Annotated in this window: 17 protein-coding genes; 9 read left to right on the forward strand and 8 right to left on the reverse strand. The window is 61.7% G+C overall.

The genetic code is table 11. From position 1 onward, the window contains the following. Positions 1-29: 29 nt before the first annotated feature. The 7 genes from nirB (at position 30) to PSAKL28_RS06760 (ending at position 6,491) form a co-directional block, all read left to right on the forward strand. Complete coding sequence (gene nirB, locus PSAKL28_RS06730) at positions 30-2,588, forward strand: nitrite reductase large subunit NirB (protein WP_038608195.1); 2,559 nt, start codon at positions 30-32, stop codon at positions 2,586-2,588. Then, complete coding sequence (gene nirD / locus PSAKL28_RS06735) at positions 2,588-2,950, forward strand: nitrite reductase small subunit NirD (RefSeq protein WP_038608197.1); 363 nt, start codon at positions 2,588-2,590, stop codon at positions 2,948-2,950. The genes nirB and nirD overlap by 1 nt, the downstream gene beginning before the upstream one ends. A gap of 129 nt (positions 2,951-3,079) precedes the next feature. Next, positions 3,080-4,012: a pca operon transcription factor PcaQ gene (gene pcaQ, locus PSAKL28_RS06740; RefSeq protein WP_038608199.1), complete on the forward strand. Its 933-nt coding sequence runs from the start codon at positions 3,080-3,082 to the stop codon at positions 4,010-4,012. Positions 4,013-4,239: 227 nt separating this feature from the next. Continuing rightward, positions 4,240-4,959, forward strand: a complete 720-nt coding sequence (gene bamJ, locus PSAKL28_RS06745; protein ID WP_038608201.1) for a BamJ family beta-barrel-assembly machinery protein — start codon at positions 4,240-4,242, stop codon at positions 4,957-4,959. Positions 4,960-5,242: 283 nt separating this feature from the next. After that, entirely contained in the window at positions 5,243-5,683 is a 441-nt protein-coding gene (locus PSAKL28_RS06750; RefSeq protein WP_038608203.1) for a YkvA family protein, read from the forward strand. Positions 5,684-5,781: 98 nt separating this feature from the next. Then, positions 5,782-6,120: a helix-turn-helix domain-containing protein gene (locus PSAKL28_RS06755; RefSeq protein WP_038608205.1), complete on the forward strand. Its 339-nt coding sequence runs from the start codon at positions 5,782-5,784 to the stop codon at positions 6,118-6,120. Beyond that, complete coding sequence (locus PSAKL28_RS06760; RefSeq protein WP_133215943.1) at positions 6,117-6,491, forward strand: hypothetical protein; 375 nt, start codon at positions 6,117-6,119, stop codon at positions 6,489-6,491. The genes PSAKL28_RS06755 and PSAKL28_RS06760 overlap by 4 nt, the downstream gene beginning before the upstream one ends. Here PSAKL28_RS06760 and PSAKL28_RS06765 read toward each other — a convergent pair. Further along, complete coding sequence (locus tag PSAKL28_RS06765; protein WP_038608209.1) at positions 6,467-8,245, reverse strand: bifunctional diguanylate cyclase/phosphodiesterase; 1,779 nt, start codon at positions 8,243-8,245, stop codon at positions 6,467-6,469. The two genes, PSAKL28_RS06760 and PSAKL28_RS06765, sit on opposite strands and share 25 nt — an antisense overlap. Before the next feature lie 123 nt (positions 8,246-8,368). Continuing rightward, positions 8,369-10,456, reverse strand: a complete 2,088-nt coding sequence (locus PSAKL28_RS06770; protein ID WP_167335112.1) for a carboxy terminal-processing peptidase — start codon at positions 10,454-10,456, stop codon at positions 8,369-8,371. Positions 10,457-10,596: 140 nt separating this feature from the next. Between PSAKL28_RS06770 and PSAKL28_RS06775 the strand changes: the two genes are divergently transcribed. Continuing rightward, the gene (locus PSAKL28_RS06775; RefSeq protein WP_038608213.1) at positions 10,597-11,559 is read left to right on the forward strand and encodes an NAD(P)H-quinone oxidoreductase; all 963 of its coding nucleotides are present in this window, start codon (positions 10,597-10,599) and stop codon (positions 11,557-11,559) included. 80 nt (positions 11,560-11,639) lie between these two features. On the opposite strand, the gene PSAKL28_RS06780 is transcribed toward PSAKL28_RS06775, so the two are convergent. From PSAKL28_RS06780 to PSAKL28_RS06805, 6 genes are all read right to left on the reverse strand, one after another. Further along, positions 11,640-12,293 (reverse strand): HAD family hydrolase, encoded by a 654-nt coding sequence (locus tag PSAKL28_RS06780; RefSeq protein ID WP_038608215.1) that lies wholly within the window; start codon positions 12,291-12,293, stop codon positions 11,640-11,642. A 25-nt stretch (positions 12,294-12,318) separates the two neighbouring features. Continuing rightward, complete coding sequence (locus tag PSAKL28_RS06785) at positions 12,319-13,308, reverse strand: ABC transporter ATP-binding protein (protein WP_038608217.1); 990 nt, start codon at positions 13,306-13,308, stop codon at positions 12,319-12,321. A 1-nt stretch (position 13,309) separates the two neighbouring features. Next, complete coding sequence (locus PSAKL28_RS06790; protein ID WP_038608219.1) at positions 13,310-14,107, reverse strand: ABC transporter permease; 798 nt, start codon at positions 14,105-14,107, stop codon at positions 13,310-13,312. Next, positions 14,094-14,927 carry an ABC transporter permease gene (locus PSAKL28_RS06795; protein WP_167335141.1) on the reverse strand — a complete coding sequence of 278 codons (834 nt, stop codon included), beginning with the start codon at positions 14,925-14,927 and terminating at the stop codon, positions 14,094-14,096. Before PSAKL28_RS06795 ends, PSAKL28_RS06790 begins: the two co-directional genes overlap by 14 nt. Positions 14,928-14,932: 5 nt before the next feature. Further along, the gene (locus PSAKL28_RS06800; RefSeq protein WP_038608221.1) at positions 14,933-15,739 is read right to left on the reverse strand and encodes an alkaline phosphatase family protein; all 807 of its coding nucleotides are present in this window, start codon (positions 15,737-15,739) and stop codon (positions 14,933-14,935) included. A gap of 82 nt (positions 15,740-15,821) precedes the next feature. Next, positions 15,822-16,886, reverse strand: coding sequence for an ABC transporter substrate-binding protein (locus tag PSAKL28_RS06805; protein ID WP_038608222.1), 1,065 nt, complete (start codon positions 16,884-16,886; stop codon positions 15,822-15,824). Between the two features lie 292 nt (positions 16,887-17,178). Between PSAKL28_RS06805 and phnR the strand changes: the two genes are divergently transcribed. Then, complete coding sequence (phnR, locus tag PSAKL28_RS06810) at positions 17,179-17,892, forward strand: phosphonate utilization transcriptional regulator PhnR (RefSeq protein WP_038608223.1); 714 nt, start codon at positions 17,179-17,181, stop codon at positions 17,890-17,892. Positions 17,893-17,963 lie beyond the last annotated feature (71 nt).

The following is a 17,963-nucleotide window of genomic DNA, read 5'->3' on the forward strand; positions in this document are numbered from 1 at the left end:
CCGTGAATGGCCTTGAGTGAGGATCGGGTATGAATGCAGCAACGACCATCGCCCAGCGGGAAAAACTGATCATCGTCGGCAACGGCATGGTCGGGCATCACTGCGTCGAGCAACTGATCGAACGCGGCGCCCTGAGCCGTTATGAGCTGCGGGTGTTCGGTGAGGAACGCCAGCGTGCCTACGACCGCGTGCACCTGTCCGAATATTTCAGCGGCAGCTGCGCTGAAACCCTGGCCCTCGGCACAGCGGGTCTGTATGCCGGGCACGGGGTGAATCTGCACCTGGGCGAAGCGGTGCTTCAGATTGATCGCGAGCGCCGGCAAGTGCTGACTTCGGCGGGGCGTTACGCCTATGACCAACTGATCCTGGCCACCGGCTCTTATCCCTTTGTGCCGCCGATCGAGGGCTGCGAGGGCGCTTCGCGTCTGGTTTACCGCACCCTCGATGATCTCGATGCCATCCGCGCCGCGGCAACCGATGCCCGGCGTGGCGTGGTGGTCGGTGGTGGCTTGTTGGGGCTTGAAGCTGCCAACGCCCTCAAGTCGCTGGGCCTGGAAGCGCACGTAGTGGAATTCGCCCCGCGCTTGATGCCGGTGCAGCTGGACGCTGAAGGCGGCGCGGCCTTGCGTGCGCAGATCGAAGCGCTCGGGGTCGGCGTGCACCTGTCGCGGGCGACCCAGTCGGTGGTGGTCGGTGAAGACTATCGCTACCGGATGAACTTCGAGGGCGGCGAGTTTCTCGAAACGGACCTGATCGTGTTCTCCGCCGGGATTCGTCCGCAGGATGCTCTGGGCCGTAGCAGCGGTCTGGAGGTTGCCGCGCGCGGCGGGGTGGTGATCGACAGCGCCTGTCGCAGCAGCGATCCACACATCTATGCCATCGGCGAGTGCGCTTCGTGGAACGGCAGTGTGTTCGGCCTGGTTGCACCGGGTTACAGCATGGCGCGCAATGTCGCGGCGGCGCTGGCGGGTGAGAACGCCACCAGTTTTACCGGCGCCGACATGTCGACCAAGCTCAAGCTGCTCGGTGTGGATGTCGGCTCGATCGGCGATGCGCACGGCGCAACCCCCGGAGCGCGCAGCTACCGCTTTATTGACGAAACCAGCTCGGCGTATCGCCGTCTGGTGGTCGATGCCAGCGGCAAACGTGTACTCGGTGCGGTGCTGGTGGGCGACAACAGTTACTACGACACCTTGCTGCAATACGTGCAGAACGGCATCGCCCTGCCGGCCGACCCGGCGGCATTGATCCTGCCGCAAACCGCCGGTGCACCGACGTTGGGTGCCGACGCATTGCCGGACAGCGCCACTATCTGCTCCTGCCACAACGTCAGCAAAGGCGCGATCTGCACTGCCATCGACAACGGCTGTGGCGAGCTCGGTGAGCTCAAACAGCAGACCAAGGCGTGCACCGGCTGCGGCGGTTGTGCGGCGCTGCTCAAGCAGGTGTTCGAGCACGAACTGATCGCCCGTGGTGTCAGCGTCGACAAGAGCCTGTGCGAGCACTTTGCCTATACCCGCCAGGAGCTCTACGCCCTGGTACGGGTTGAAGGCATTCTCAGCTTCGAGGAAATGCTCGCCAGGCATGGCCGCGGCCACGTCGGCTGCGATATCTGTAAACCCACAGTCGGCTCGATCCTCGCCTCGTGCTGGAACCAGCCGATCATGGACCCTTCGCTGGTGCCGTTGCAGGACACCAACGACACCTTCATGGCCAACATGCAGAAGAACGGTACCTACTCGGTGGTGCCGAGGATTCCCGCTGGCGAGATCACCCCGGAAAAGCTCATCGTCATCGGCCAGGTAGCAAAGAAATACGACCTCTATACCAAGATCACTGGTGGCCAGCGCATCGACCTGTTCGGCGCGCAGTTGCACGAGCTGCCGGCGATCTGGAGCGAGCTGATCGAAGCCGGTTTCGAAACCGGTCATGCCTACGGCAAATCCACGCGTACAGTGAAATCCTGCGTCGGCAGCACCTGGTGTCGCTATGGTGTGCAGGACAGCGTGCAGATGGCCCTGACGATCGAGGATCGCTACAAGGGCCTGCGTTCGCCGCACAAGCTCAAGTTCGCCGTATCCGGCTGTACCCGCGAATGCGCCGAGGCGCAAAGCAAGGACATCGGCGTGATTGCCACCGAGAAGGGCTGGAACCTGTACATCTGCGGCAACGGCGGTATGCGTCCACGCCATGCTGAACTGTTCGCCACCGACCTGGATGACGCCGGGCTGATCCGTCTCATCGACCGGGTGCTGATGTTCTATATCCGTACCGCCGACAAATTGCAGCGCACCTCGGTCTGGCGCGAGAGCCTGGAGGGCGGGCTGGATTACCTCAAACAGGTGATTATCGACGACAGCCTGGGCCTGGGTGCCGAGCTTGAGGCGCAGATGCAATTGGTGGTCGACCGCTACGAGTGCGAATGGGCCAATGCCCTTAAGGACCCGCAAAAGCTCAAGCGCTTTCGTACCTTCGTCAACGACCAGCGTGCTGACCCGGGCGTGCACTTTGTTCGCGAGCGTGGCCAGCGCCGGCCGATCGCCGCGGCTGAGCTTCATTTGATTCCGACCACTGAAGAGGTGCTGTGATGAGCCTGTCCAATGTCGCTGTAAACCTGCAAACGCAAGACTGGCAAGCGGTCTGCAGCCGCCAGGACCTGGTTGCGCAATCGGGCGTGGTGGTGTGGTTCGAAGGTAGGCAGGTGGCGTTGTTCTACCTGCCGGAGCAGGACACGCCGGTGTTTGCTGTCGACAACCAGGACCCCAAGTCCGGCGCCAATGTGATCGGTCGCGGCTTGGTGGGGCATCTCAAGGGTGAATTGGTGGTGGCAGCGCCGTTGTACAAGCAGCATTTCAGCTTGAGCGATGGGCGTTGCCTGGAGGATTCCCAGCAAGCCTTGCAAGTATGGCCAGTGCGGATCAGGGGGGAGCAGGTGGAGATAGGCCTGTAGGAGCGGGCTTGCCCCGCGATGCGATGTAGCTGATTTACCGCCATCGCGGGGCAAGCCCGCTCCCACCGGGGAGGGGCATTGCATTAGACAGCCTCCCGCCCAGGTTGATGCTCCTATAAACTCCGGGGCATGAACCTCGACACCCGCATCAAATTCCGTCACCTGCTGTGCTTTCTCGAAATTGCCCGTCAGGGCAGTTTCGCCAAGGCCGCCGATGCCATGGCGATCAGTCAGCCGGCCATCTCCAAGACCCTCAAGGAGCTTGAAGAGCTGCTGCAGACGCGCCTGTTCGAACGCAGCAAGCAGGGTGTCGAACTGACCCCGGCCGGGGTGCGTTTCATGCGTTACGCCGGGCCCAGCGTGCAGGCCTTGCGTGAAGGCGTAAGCACCCTGCGCGGTGAGGAACATGCGCCGCCGCAGGTGCGTATCGGTGTACTGTCCACGGTCGAAAGCCTGCTGATGCCGGAGGTGCTGTGCCGCTTGCATCAACGTCATGAGGCCCTGGTGGTCAGCGTGGCGACCGGGCCGAGTGCGCACCTGCTGGCGCAACTGCATGTCGGTGAGCTGGATCTGGTGATCGGGCGCATGACCGAAAGCCCGCAGATCCAGGGTCTGTTGTTCGAGCATCTGTACAGCGAATCGATGTCGCTGGTGGTGCGTCCCGGGCATCCATTGCTCGCCCGCCAGCCGATCGAGCGCAGCCAGCTCGGTCGCTATCCGTTGGTACTGCCACTGGCTGGCACGACCATCCGCAAGCATGCCGACAGCCTGTTCGTGCAGTGCGCCATCGAGCAACCGCTGCAGCGCCTGGAGACCCTTTCGCCAGCCTTGAGCCGCCGCTATGTGCAAAGCAGCGACGCGGTCTGGGTGGCACCGCGCGATGCGGTGCGGATCGACCTGGGGCGCGGCGAATTGTGCGAGCTGGACCTGGGTGTGCAGGAGCCGGGCGGCTCGGTCGGTATCTGTAGCAATGCTGCTTTGCCGATGAGCCTGCCAGCGCGCTGGTTGTGCGAGGTGCTGCGAGAAGTGGCGGGGCAGTACCGCGACGGCAGCTATCCCTGAAATCCCGGCAATCTTACAAACAGCTACAAAAGCACTGTGGCGAAGTTGCTCAAGTACGTAGTCCCGTCAATACTGGCCACTGGCTGCAGCTTTGTATGAAGAAGCTTTTACTTGGCTGAACTTATCCGGCTTTTCTTGCTCTCATGCCGGTAGCCATTGGTCGTGGCCGCCTGATAAGCTCGCGGCTTTACTCGATTGCCCTATTGGCGCATGAACAAGGAAATAGCATGAAACAGCATCGGTTGGCGGCTGCGGTTGCCCTGGTTGGTCTGGTCCTGGCGGGTTGCGATTCGCAGACCAGCGTCGAGCTCAAGACTCCGGCACAGAAAGCCTCCTACGGTATTGGCCTGAACATGGGCAAGAGCCTGGCTCAGGAAGGCATGGACGACCTTGATTCAAAAGCAGTTGCTCAAGGCATCGAAGATGCTGTCGGCAAGAAAGAGCAGAAAATCAAGGACGAAGAACTGGTCGAAGCCTTTGCTGCCCTGCAAAAGCGCGCTGAAGAGCGTCTGGCCAAGATGAGCGAAGAGTCGGCTGCCGCCGGCAAGAAGTTCCTTGAAGAGAATGGCAAGAAAGCCGGTATCGTCACCACCGCTTCCGGTCTGCAGTACGAAGTGGTCAAGAAGGCCGACGGCGCCCAGCCAAAGCCGACTGACGTGGTTACCGTTCACTACGAAGGCAAGCTGATCGATGGCAAGGTCTTCGACAGCTCGGTTGAACGTGGCAGCCCGATCGACCTGCCGGTCAGCGGCGTGATCCCGGGTTGGGTCGAAGGCCTGCAACTGATGCACGTTGGCGAGAAGTACAAGCTGTACATCCCGTCCGACCTGGCTTACGGTGCCCAGAGCCCGAGCCCGATGATCCCGGCCAACTCGGTCCTGGTTTTCGAACTGGAACTGCTGGGTATCAAGGATCAGGCCAAGCCTGAAGCCGACGCCGCCGAGTAATCCACTCGCGGTACAGCCAACGCCCCGTCTCGACGGGGCGTTGTCGTTTCTGCAATCACCCCGAACCTCATCGGCCAGGGACGGTCTGAAAAGCTGGACCTGACGCAGAAAAGGTGCAGGATAGGCAAAACGTTTGCGCGATTGAAACAGGTGTGTAAAAAACGCCCGATTTAAGCCCGGCCCTTGCCGGACGGGCGCCCTGAGCGCTAAAAGTGGCTCTGTTCACAAGGTTATCCACAATAAATGTGGATAACCTTTCCCTCGGTCATGCCCTGGAGGCTGTATGAAAGCACCCTGGACCTTCGCCCGTTTTCTGCCGCTGGCCGAGCGCTTGCTCAGCCGCGGTCGTTTACCGGCGCTGATTTTTGCCGTGGCGCGTAAAGGGCCACGGCTGAGCAAGCTGCGTGAAGATGTCGGTCTGATGCAGGCCCTGTGCCTGGCCTGGTGGCGTGGTGAGTACCGGACCATCAGCCCAAAGGCGCTGGTGACCGTGGTGGCCGGCCTGCTGTATTTCGTCAGCCCTGTGGATGCCATCCCGGACTGGTTGCTGGGTGTCGGCATGCTCGATGACATCGCCGTGCTGGCCTGGGTGCTCAAAGCGGTGTCTGATGAACTCGCCGCTTTCAGCGCCTGGCGCCATCGCCAGGCACCGGAAAAACTGCGGGTGGTCGAACGTCTGCCGGCTACGCCGGAAGCCCTGCGCCTGGAGCATCCAAAAGGCTAATTACATCAGGACCCTGCACACCCTTGCTGGCTGGTAATATAATTGGCATAAGGATTATGCCTACCGATTACATATCGTAATCCTACAAGGGGGTTGTAATGGGTATTCAGGTCATCAGCCGGGACGGTCAACCCGAGTATGCGGTTGTACCCTGGGAGCAGTACCAGGCACTACTGAAGGCCGCCGGTCAGCTTGAATCGGCAGCCATCGAGAACACACAGGTCACCCCTCCACAAAGCGCCAGCTTGCCGAGTTTCAGCGAGTTGGCGCGTTTGCGTGAGGGCAAGGGACTGGCAGCCGAACAACTGGCGCGCAGCGTCGGCATCAGTCCGGTGTACCTGGCCCTGATCGAGAGTGGCGAGCGCCAGCCGGATGCCGCGATTCGCCGCAGCCTGGCCTGGGAGCTGGGGGTGGCCGGATGGAGCGAGCCGTCGTGAGCAGCGTACGGATCAGCCGCCAGCACTGGGAAGGTCTGCTTGGCGAGCTTGACCTGGCCCGTCGCCAACGCCACCTGTTGACCTACCGCGCCTTGCTCGAGCGCCTGCAACTGCCAAGCCCGGCCATGCAGACCCTGACCGCTGCCCTGGAGCATCTGGCGGCGCTGGATGCCCGTGCTGAACAGCCGCTGCGCAGTTCGCTGGTTATCAGCCAGGGTGCCAGCCGATTGCCGCGCACCGGCTTCTTCGAGTGCGTGGAGCGCCTGGGACGTTTTTCCGGGCCATCGGACGGTATGGCCGCCGCGTCCTGGCATGCCTCGGAAGTGGTGCGGGTGTTCGAGTACAGCTACCCGGAAAAAGAAGAAGCCTGAACCGCCGGCGCCGTATCGATCAGGTACAGGCTGTACCCGCTCAGGTCTTTGGCCTGATGCTTGGCTTGTGACGCCAGCTCCGCCAGCTGCCCGGCATCGAGGTCGGCGCAGGCTTGCGGGCGTAGGTGCACCACGCCGATCGAGAGCGACAGCAGGGCGTACTCCTGGCGTTGCCCCTGACGGTTGGCGGCAATGAAGCCCCCGGCCTGCATATGCTCAGGCCGATAGAAGCGCCGACACTGGCGTTGAAAGTCTTCCAGCAGCAACTGCAACCTGCGCTCCCAGTCAGCCGAACCCAGCACCAGCATGAAATCGTCGCCGCCGATGTGGCCGACGAAGTCATGATTGGGGTCGACCCGCTCGTTCAAGCACTGGGCCAGGCACAGCAGCACCTCATCGCCACGGGCATAGCCGTAGATGTCGTTGAACGGCTTGAAACTGTCGATATCCACATAACAGATCGCCGCCTCACGCTGCTGTTGCAGCAGGCGCGTCAGGCACTGCTGGATCGGCACGTTGCCGGGCAGCAAGGTCAGGGGATTGGCGTAACGGGCCTGCTGGATCTTCTGTTCGGTAATCAGCTTGAGCACGTCGATCACCCGGCCCAGGCCCAGGTAGCGGCCGTTGTGGATAATGATGAAATCTTCTTCGATGCGCTGGCGGGCACGACTGGTGAGCAGGCGGCTGACCTGTTGCAATGACTGCGTCAGCTCTACTGCGAGGAAGTCGTCACTCATCAGCCGGCTGATCGGCTTGCGGGCGAACAGGTCGGTGGCAAACGGCTTGAGCAGCGCATCGGAGAGCGAGTGGCGGTGAACGATACCGCAGGGTTGGCGGCGTTCGTTGAGCACCGCCAAAGAGTTGAGGTTGGCCTGGCGGCGGAACAGCTCCAGCACCTGCGCCGTCGGTGTGTCCTGGCTCACCGCAGGTTGTTCGTTGAGCAGGGCGGCGAGGTTGCCGCCGTCTTCGCTGAGCACCTGGATATCCCGGTTGGGGCTGCCCAGCATCTGCTGGACGTCCCGTGACGGTTGTTCCTGAGGACGGCCGAGCAGATAACCCTGGACCAGGTCGACGCCCATTTCGGTCAGCACCTTGAGTTCTTCGGCAAGCTCGATGCCCTCGGCGATCACTTGGGCCCGTGAGGCCCGGGCGATTTGCAAAATGGAGCCGACAAATTCACGCTTGACCGCGTCGAGGTGAATACCGTCGATGAAATGCCGGTCGATCTTGACGTAATCAGGGCGCAGTTCCGACCACAAGCGCAGGCTCGAATAACCGGCACCGAGGTCATCTAGGGCAATTGAAAAACCCATGTCGCGGTAATGGTGCAGGGCATTGAACAACAGCTGGAAATCGTCGGTCGGGGTTTGCTCGGTCAGTTCGATAACCACGCGGCTGGGCGGTACGCCGAGGTCATGGAGCATCTTCAGGGTGCGTCCGGACTGGTACTGCGGCTCGAGCAACGACTCGGGCGAGACGTTGAGAAACAACTTGCCTTCAAGGTTCTGCTGGCTGAAGCGCCGGCAGGCGCTTTCGCGGCAGGCCACTTCCAGCTCGGTCAGGCGCCCGGCCTGGCGGGCCACGGCGAACAGGTTGATCGGCGAGTGCAGCGGGCTGTTGGAGGGGCCGCGGCTCAACGCTTCGTAACCGAGGATGCGCCGCTCAGACAGGCAGACTATGGGCTGGAACAGGCTGTGCAGGGCGCTTTGAGCAAGAATGGTGCTCAACGCACTGAGCTGTTCGGTCACGGTCATGGCGGCACTACCTTGAAAAAAAGGGACTGAGGCCAGCGGCGCTCAGTCCCTTATTTCACGACAGAATCGTGACTGTTTAATGACGCAATGGAGGCACAGTCACATTATTTTGCCATCACCTTTTTACGGGTTGTTCTTTGCCACTGCCGAATTCAGGCCCAGGTAGTCGAGCAGGATCCGCCCGGACTCCGACAGGTAGGCGTCGTCTTCCGGTTTGGTATCGTCCGGCTCGACCGGCAGGGCGTCTTCGTCTTCCTTCTTCAGTTCCTTGAGCGGTTCTTCGCCCTTGGCCTTGCGTCGGGTGTTTTCCAGGGCCAGCTGCTTGCTTTCGATATCGGCATGCTGGGCACGACGCTCGACTTCGTTGAGGCTGACGGTTTTCTCGTTCATCAGCTTCTGGGTCAGCGCCAGGCGGTCGCGAATGTAGACGAACTCCGGATCCTTGGCGGTGCGGGCATCGTGGCGGGCCTTGAGCTGGGCCAGGAACGGTTTGAACGGATCAACCGCAGGCCTGATCGCCGGGCGGATGGTGTCCCACGGCATGGCTTCGGGCAGGGCGCTTTCGCCAATTTCCTTGGTGTCGATGATCGACGGGTAGTCGATATCCGGCAGCACGCCTTGATGCTGGGTGCTCTGCCCGGAAACCCGGTAGAACTTGGCCAGGGTCAGCTTCAGTTCGCCATGGTTGAGCGGCTGGATGGTCTGCACGGTGCCTTTGCCGAAGGTCTGGCCGCCAAGGATCAGCGCGCGGTGGTAGTCCTGCATGGCGCCGGCGAAAATCTCCGAAGCCGAGGCCGACAGGCGATTGACCACCAGGGCCAGCGGACCTTTGTAGAAGGCGCCGGGGTTTTCGTCTTCGAGCACGTCGACACGACCATCGGCGTTACGCACCAGTACGGTCGGGCCCTTGTCGATGAACAGGCTGGTCAGCTCGGTGGCTTCCTGCAGGGAACCGCCGCCGTTGTTGCGCAGGTCGATGACCACGCCGTCGACTTTTTCCTTCTGCAGTTCGGTGAGCAGCTTCTTCACGTCGCGGGTGGTGCTCTTGTACTCCGGATCGCCGGCACGGAAGGCCTTGAAGTCCAGGTAGAAGGCCGGGATCTCGATGATGCCGAGCTTGTAGTCGCGGCCATCCTGCTTGAGCTTGAGCACCGATTTTTTCGCCGCCTGCTCTTCAAGCTTCACCGCCTCGCGGGTGATCGGCACGATCTTGCTGGTCTGGTCGTTCGGTGCGTTGCTCGCCGGGATCACTTCCAGGCGCACCACCGAACCTTTCGGCCCGCGGATCAGTTTGACCACTTCGTCCAGGCGCCAGCCGATCACGTCGACCATTTCCTTGTCGCCCTGGGCGACACCGATGATCTTGTCGGCCGGGGCCACTTGCTTGGTCTTGGCGGCAGGGCCGGCCGGCACCAGGCGGACGATCTTGACCTGATCGTTGTCGCTTTGCAGCACGGCACCGATACCTTCGAGCGACAGGCTCATGTTGATATCGAAGTTTTCCGCGTTGTCCGGCGACAGGTAGTTGGTATGCGGGTCGTAGGACTGGGCAAAGGTGTTGATATAGGTCTGGAAGATGTCTTCGGCGCGGGTCTGGTCCAGACGCGTGAGCTGGTTCTTGTAGCGTTTGGTCAGCAGCTCCTGGATCGCCTTGGGCTCTTTGCCAGCGATTTTCAGGCGCAGGACTTCATCTTTGACACGTTTGCGCCAGAGGTCGTCGAGTTCGGCCTGGGTCTTGATCCAGGGCGCGTCCTTACGGTCGACCAGCAGGGTCTCATTAGTGGTGAAGTCGAAGTTGTCGACGCCCTTGTTCAGCTCGGCCAGGGCGAAGTCCAGACGCGATTTGACCCGGTCCAGATAACGCTTGTAGATGGTGAAGCCGGGATCGAGATTGCCACTTTTGAGGAAATCGTCGAACTGGGTCTTCCACTTGTCGAACTCGGCGACGTCACTGGCCAGGAAATAGCTGCGGGCCGGATCGAGCAGCTTGATGTAGCTGTCGTAGATGATCACCGAGCGCGCATCGTTGAGCGGCGGCTTGCTGTAGTGGTGGCGCTTGAGCAGCTCGACCACGTTGAGGCTGGCGACCACTTCATCGCGATCGGGCTGGAGTTTATCCCAGCTGTTGGCGGCCCATGCATTGCCCGCCAACGGCAGACTGCCCAGACCGATCAACAGTGCAAGGGTGGTGCTTGGCAAAAAATGCTTCATGCTGATTCGACGTAGGGACAATTGATCACGCATATTAGGCCGTCTTTGAATTCGCCGGTTCCATAAAAACCGGACGCATAATGCAAAAAGCCCGGGGCTACAGCACCCGGGCTCAGTCATGACACAACTATGGAGGCACTGTGAAGGCATTGCAAGGCGTTGACGGACATGTGGAGTGGGTTGCGACGACAAGTCCAGCTTGCGATATCGGTCAAGTACGAATTCGCGTGGCTGCTGCCGGCCTCAATCGTGCCGATCTGCTGCAGCGTGCCGGGCTCTATCCGCCGCCGCCGGGAGCCAGCGAGTTTCTGGGGCTGGAGTGCTCCGGGGTGATCAGCGAAGTGGGCGCTGGCTCCTCGTGGCAGGTCGGTGACCGGGTGTGTGCGCTGCTTTCCGGTGGCGGCATGGCCGAAGAGGTCGTGGTTGATGCCCGTCATGTCCTGCCGGTGCCGGAAGGCCTGAGCCTGCAGGAGGCTGCGGCGATTCCCGAGGTGTATGCGACGGCCTGGCTCAACGTGTTCCAGCTGGCCGGGCTGAAGCCGGGCGAGAAGGTTTTGCTGCATGCCGGCGCCAGTGGCGTGGGCTCGGCCGCGATCCAGCTGTGCAAGGCCTTTGGCAGCCCGTGCTGGGTCAGTGTCGGCTCGGCTGAGCGCCTGGCCTACTGCGAAAGTCTCGGCGCCACTGGAGGCGTGGTGCGTGGCGAAGACCTCACCGGCCTGAATGATTTCGGCCCGTTCGATGTGATCCTCGATCCGGTCGGCGCCAACTATGCCGAGCTCAACCTCAAGCTGCTGGCCCGTGACGGACGCTGGGTGATTATCGGCCTGATGGGCGGGCGCAAGGCCGAGCTGGACCTGGCTCAGCTGTTGCTCAAGCGTGTACAGGTGCTGGGTTCGACCCTGCGTACCCGGGATGATCAGTTCAAGGCTGATCTGCTCAGCGATCTGGGGCAGCAGGTGTGGCCGTTGTTCACTGAAGGCAGGCTCAAGCCGCAGCTGGCCAAGGCCTTTGCGATCAAGGATGCCGAGGCGGCGTTTGCCGAGCTTGAGAGCAACCAGGTGTCGGGCAAGCTGGTTTTGGTGATCGACGACAGTCTGGTGTAAGCGGCTGATCGCGGGGCAAGCCCGCTCCCACAGGGTCATCTTCACCTGTGGGAGCGGGCTTGCCCCGCGATGCTTTTTATTCAAGACCAGCTATGAATCGGCCAGCCATTTTTCTCAGCCTGCTCACGCAACACCGGGTCCGGATTGACCACATGCGGGTAATCCACCTTCAGCAACAGCGGCAGGTCATTACGCGAGTCGGAATAGAAGCTCGCGCCTTCCAGGTTCTCTTCTTCCTGATCCAGCCATTCCAGCAAGCGGGTGATCTTGCCTTCACGGTAGGTCAGGGTGCCGACGGTCTTGCCGGTGTAAACACCGTTCACCACCTCCAGCTCGATGCCGAGAATTTCATCAATGCCCAGGCGTTCGGCAATCGGCGCGACCAGATGGGTGCCGGAGGCGGAGATCACCAGGATCCGGTCACCCGCCTTGCGATGGGCGGCGATGGTACGGGTTGCCTCGCTGAAGATGATCGGCTCGATGAAATCTTCCACCCACGGCCCCACCAGATGATCGACTTCAGCCGGTGTACGTCCGATCAACGGCTCCAGACTGAAGGCCATGTAATCCTCCATGGCCAGGTGCCCGCGGCCGTAGGCGTCCATCAGTTCCTTGTCGCGACGCAGGAAGGATTCGCCATCGACCCAGCCAAGGCGGGCCATCTGCTCGCTCCACAACGAGGCGCAATCGCCGTGGATCAGGGTTTCATCCAGATCGAAAATCGCTAGTGCCATGTTCAGAAATACTCCTGTGCAACCCTCAGGCGACTTCGCAGAGGGCGGTGGGATCGATCGACAAGGATACCCGCTGGCCGTCCGGGTGCAGGTCGGCGGACGAGCGGTTGAGTACATCGACCAACAATTCTACCCCGCGGGCTTCGACGCGGTAGCGGATCACGTTGCCCAGCAGGCTGTGGCTGCGTACCTGGCCTTCCAGCTCACCGCTAAGGCTCAGGGCGATGGCTTCCGGACGGATCGCCAGGCGGCTGTTCACCGGGCGCTGCAGCAGGCGGCTGGCACTGTCGGCGTCGAGCAGGTTGTAGTTGCCGATAAAGCCTGCGGCAAACACGTCCACGGGCGCGGTATAGAGGGTTTCGGCATCGCCGCTCTGGACGATGCGGCCCTGGTTCATCAGGAAAATCCGGTCTGACATCGTCAGCGCCTCTTCCTGATCATGGGTGACGAAGATGGTGGTCAGCCCCAGTTCACGCTGGATCTGGCGGATCTGTTCGCGCAGGTGTTTGCGAATCCGCGCATCCAGCGCCGACAGCGGTTCATCGAGCAGCAGCAGGCGCGGGCGGGTGACCAGTGAACGGGCCAGGGCCACACGCTGGCACTGGCCGCCGGACAGCTGGTGCGGATAACGGCTGGCGAAGTCCTGCAGCTCTACCAGTTGCAATACTTCGCGCACGCGGCTGCGGCTGTCGTCGGCATTGACCTTTTGCATGCGCAGGCCAAAGGCGACGTTCTGCTCCACGGTCATGTTGGGAAACAAGGCGTAGCTCTGGAACACCATGCCGATCCCGCGTTTTTGCGGGCTCAGGGGTACCAGGTCGTTGCCGTCGAGAAGGATCTTGCCGCTGTCGACCGCCGTCAGCCCGGCAATGCAGCGCAGCAGGGTGGATTTACCGCAGCCAGAGGGGCCGAGCAGGGTGACGAACTCGCCGCGCTGGATCTGGCAGTTGATGTCGGTGAACACCGGGCTTGCGCCATAGCTTTTTTGCAGATTCTGTACGCTGACAAAACTCATATCAGGACTTGTCCTTGTTCAGGCGGTTGGCTGCCCAGGTCAGCACCAGCACGAAGAGGAAATAGGAAATCACCAGCGCACTGTTGAAGTGACCACTGCTGTTGCGCATGTTGTTCAGGTACACCTGCAGGGTCTCGTAGCGGGTGCCGACCAGCAGGTTGGCGAAGACGAACTCGCCAAACAGGAACGAGAACGACAGCAGCAAGGCCACCAGCAGGCCCTTGCGCAGGTTCGGCAGTACCACCAGGAACGCCGCCTGGAAGGTGCTGGCGCCGAGCAGTTGGGCGGCGTCCATCAGGTCGCGCAGGTTGATTGCCTGCAGGTTGTTGGTAATCGCCCGGTACATGAACGGCAAGGCCACGGTGAAATAGCAGCCGATCAGGATCCACGGCGTGCCGACCATGGCCATCGGCCCGGAACCGTACAGCTGCAGCAGGCCCACCGAAGACACCACGGGCGGCACGGCGAAGGGCAGCAGAATGAGGATGTTCATCAGCGCATCGAGCCGCGGGAAGTGGTAGTGGACCACGAACAGCAACGGCAGGATCAGCAGCACCGACAGCAGCAGCGCACCGACACAGACCAGCAGCGACTGGCCGAAGGCAGCCAGAAAGCGCGGATCGCTCCATAGCGCCAGGTACCACTTGAAGGTCAGGCCGCTGGGTAACAGGCTCGCCGACCAGCTGGTGGCCAGGGAGTAGAGGAGGGTGCCCGCCAGCGGCAGCAACAGGATGATGAACAGCAGGTACACCATCAGGCGATGGTAGAGGCGGCTCGTGCCCGGTTCAGCGCGCGACATGGTAGCTCCTCTTCAACAGCCATTGATGGACGACGGTCACCAGGGTCATCAGCCCGACCAGGATCACTGCCAGGGCGCTGGCCAGGTTCGGGTCCAGGGAAATATCGCCGGCCACCAGCGCCGCGATACGAATCGGCAGGACGTTGAAGTTGCCGGTGGTCAGGGCATAGACCGTGGCGTAGGCGCCGAGGGCATTGGCCAGCAGAATCACGAAGGTGCCCAACAGTGCCGGTGTCATCACCGGCAGGCCGATATGCAGCCAGTACTGCCAGGCGTTGGCGCCGAGCAGTTCAGCCGATTCGCGCCAGTCTTCACGCAGGGCATCGAAGGCCGGGTAGAGCAGCAGTACGCCCAGCGGAATCTGGAAGTAGGTGTAAAGGATGATCAGGCCGGTTTTCGAATAGAGGTTGAAGTCCTCGATGATCCCGGCCTGTTTCAGTAGCATGGTCAGCGCGCCGTTGAAACCGAGGAGGATGATGAAGGCAAAGGCCAGCGGCACGCCGGCAAAGTTGCTGGTCATGTTGGCGAAGGCGTTGACGAAGTCGCGCAGGCGCGAGTCGACCTTGCGTAGCGAGTAGCTGCCAAGAATGGCGATGAGGATGCCGAACACACTCGACCAGAAGCTGATCTCCAGGCTGTGCTGGATCGCCTGGCGGTAGAACCGCGATTCGAACACTTTACTGAAGTTGGCCAAGCCCCAGCCGCTTTCGGCTTGCAGGCTGTGGATCGCCACCCAGGCCAGTGGGGCGATCTGGAAAATGATGAAAAACAGCGCAAAAGGCAGCAGGAACAGTGACGCCAGCCACTTGCTGCGTTTGATCGAATTCACTTGAGCAGCTCCCGGCACACCGGCTTGTCGTGGGGCACGCCCAGCAGTTCGCAGATCGTCCCGCACAGTTCGGTTTGCAGCGGTTTGGCGGCGGGGTCGAGGCTGAAGGCATCGCCAAACACGAACAGCGGCACCTCGCGCTCCTCGGCCAGCAGGCCGTTGTGCGAGCGGTCGTTGTTCATGCCATGGTCGGCGGTGACCAGCACCTGGTAACCCTCTTGCAGCCAGGTTTGCAGGTAGTCGGCCAGGAGGATGTCGGCGCTGCGCGCGCTGTTGCGGTACTGGCTGCTGTCCAGGCCATGGCGGTGGCCGGCATCGTCGATGTTCATCGGATGCACCAGGAGGAAGTTCGGTGCATGACGGCGGCGCAGGTATTCGGCATCGGCGAACAGGTGTGAATCCGGGTAATGGTCGGCGTAGTAGAACAGGCCATGCTGGATCGGTAGCTTGGGCGCATGGGTGTGACGGTCGCGCAGCGGGTCGAACGGTGAGCGGTTGTACAGCTCGCTGACCCAGTGATAGGCCGCCGCCGCAGTACCCAGACCGGCTTCGCGGGCGTAGTGGAAGATGCTGCGCTGGTTGGACAGGCGGGTGACGTTGTTGTGCACGATGCCGCTGTCGATGGGCGCTACGCCGGTGAGGATGCACTCGTACAGCGGGCGTGACAGCGCTGGCAGCTCGCATTCCAGACGATACAGGGCGGCGCGGTCGGCCTCGACGTAGGCGTGCAGGTGGCCCATGGCATGGTGCGCGACCTGATGGTTCAGACCATCGAGCAGGACCAGGATGACGTTGTTGTTCATGGTTTCTCCGCAGTAGGTGGTGGCCGTATCGCGGGGCAAGCCCGCTCCCACCGGTGGGAGCGGGCTTGCCCCGCGATCAGGATCACTCCATCTCGATGATCACTTGCTCCTGCCACATCTGCGGCAGCTTCTTCGAGGTCGCTTCCCAGGCCGCCGCATCCTTGATTGGCTGCACGGCTTTGTACTGGTCATTGGGCAGCAGTTTGGCCTGAACCTCAGCCGGCAATGTCAGGTGCTCGGCGCGGATCGGCCGGGCGTGACCTTCAGCCAGGTTGATCTGCCCGGCATCACTGAAGATGTACTCGCGGGTCAGCTTGGCGGCGTTGGGGTTCTTGGCGTACTTGTTGATGATGGTGGTATAGCCGGAGATCACCGAACCGTCAGACGGGATCAACACTTCGAAACGATTCGGGTCGATCTGCTGGCGATAGCTCAGGCCGTTGAAGTCCCAGACCACGCCGACTTCGATTTCACCCTTTTCCAGGGTCTGGATCGTCGGGTTGGCCAGCGACAGGCGTTTTTGCTTGGCGAGGTCAGCGAACAGCGCCAGACCCGGCTCGATGTTCTTCTCGCTACCGCCATTGGCGATGGCGGCAGCCAGCACGCCGTTGGCCGCCTGGGCTGCGGTGCTCACGTCACCGATGGCCACCTTGTACTTGCCATTTTTCAGGTCTGCCCATTTTTTGGGCATGTCAGCTTCCTTCACCACTTGCTTGTTGATGATGAAGGCGATACTGCCGGTATAGGCCAGGGCCCAGTGCCCGTCTTTATCCTTGGCCCAGGCCGGAACCTGCTCCCAGGTGCTGGGTTTGTACGGCTGGGTCACGCCCTTGGCCACGGCAATCGGGCCGAAGGCGGCACCAACGTCACCGATGTCGGCGCTGGCGTTGTCTTTCTCGGCATCGAACTTGGCGACTTCCTGGGCCGAGCTCATGTCGGTATCCATGTGCTTGAGGCCGTATTTTTTCGCCAGGTCTTCCCAGGTGCCTTTCCAGTTGGCCCAGGCATCGGGCATGCCCACGCTGTTGACTGCGCCTTCCTTGCGGGCGGCGTCTTCGAGGGCCTTGAGGTCGGTGTCGGCGGCCATGGCCGACGTGCACAGGGCGATGGTCGAGCCTAGCAGTGATGCCAGAAAAAGCTGTTTCATCCGAAGCTCCTTGGTGGGTGCCGTGCAAAACGCGAATGGTGTTGTTGGACGTTGTTGCGATTCGGTTGGTCTAGGTCAGCAATACCCGAGCCAAGGTAGGCCTGTTGCATGACAATTTGATGTCCAGCGCCGCCCCCGGTCAGGGCTTGCACCCCTGAAAACCAAGCGTAGACCACCTTGGCTGTCATCTGAGATTCATCTGGTTTGCCTAGGCTTGCACTATTCTCATAGCCCTGAAGGCGCCAAATGTGTGCGCTGCCGGTGCTGGACTAGTCCAGATAGGTAACCTTCGATGCAGCCACTGCCGCCGCGAGCAGTAACAGCTATCTGTCATGCCCTGCAGGAGCAGATTGAGCATGGCCTTCTCTCGCCCGGCTGCAAGCTGCCGGCCGAACGCAAGCTCAGCGAGGTGTTCGACACCACGCGCATCACCCTGCGCGAGGCACTGGTGCAACTGGAGGCACGCGGGCTGATTTACCGCGAGGAGCGGCGCGGCTGGTTTGTCGCGCCCGAACGGCTGACCTACGACCTGATCGAGCGCAGCCACTTTCATGCGATGGTCCGCGAACAGGGGCGCGAGGCACGTACCGAGCTGTTGTCGGCGCGTTTGTTACCGGCGGCCGCGGCGGTATGCGCACGCTTGCAGTTGCCGCCGTTGTCGAGCGTGATCCAGATCTGCCGCCTGCGCCGGATTGATGGCCGCGCGGTGCTGTATGCAGAGCATTACCTGAACCCCGAGTATTTTCCGGGCATTCTTGAGCACGACCTCAGCCAGTCGCTGACCGAGCTCTATGCCCGCAGCTACGGCATCGAATACGGCAGGGTACGTTTCGAGATTCTGCCCACGGCCTTGCCAGTGGCGGCGGCCACCGCGCTCAAGGTGTCAGCCGGCAGCCCCGGGCTGCATATCACCCGGGTCAACAGTGACCAGCAGGGCCGGCTGATCGACTGTGATCTTGAGTACTGGCGGCACGATGCGATCCGCATCAAGGCCGAGGCAGGGTGAGCATTGCGGGTCAAGCCCGCTCCCACAGCGGTCACCTCAAGCCCGGTGGGAGCGGGCTTGACCCGCGATAA

It is taken from the genome of Pseudomonas alkylphenolica, from assembly GCF_000746525.1.
Classification (GTDB): domain Bacteria; phylum Pseudomonadota; class Gammaproteobacteria; order Pseudomonadales; family Pseudomonadaceae; genus Aquipseudomonas; species Aquipseudomonas alkylphenolica.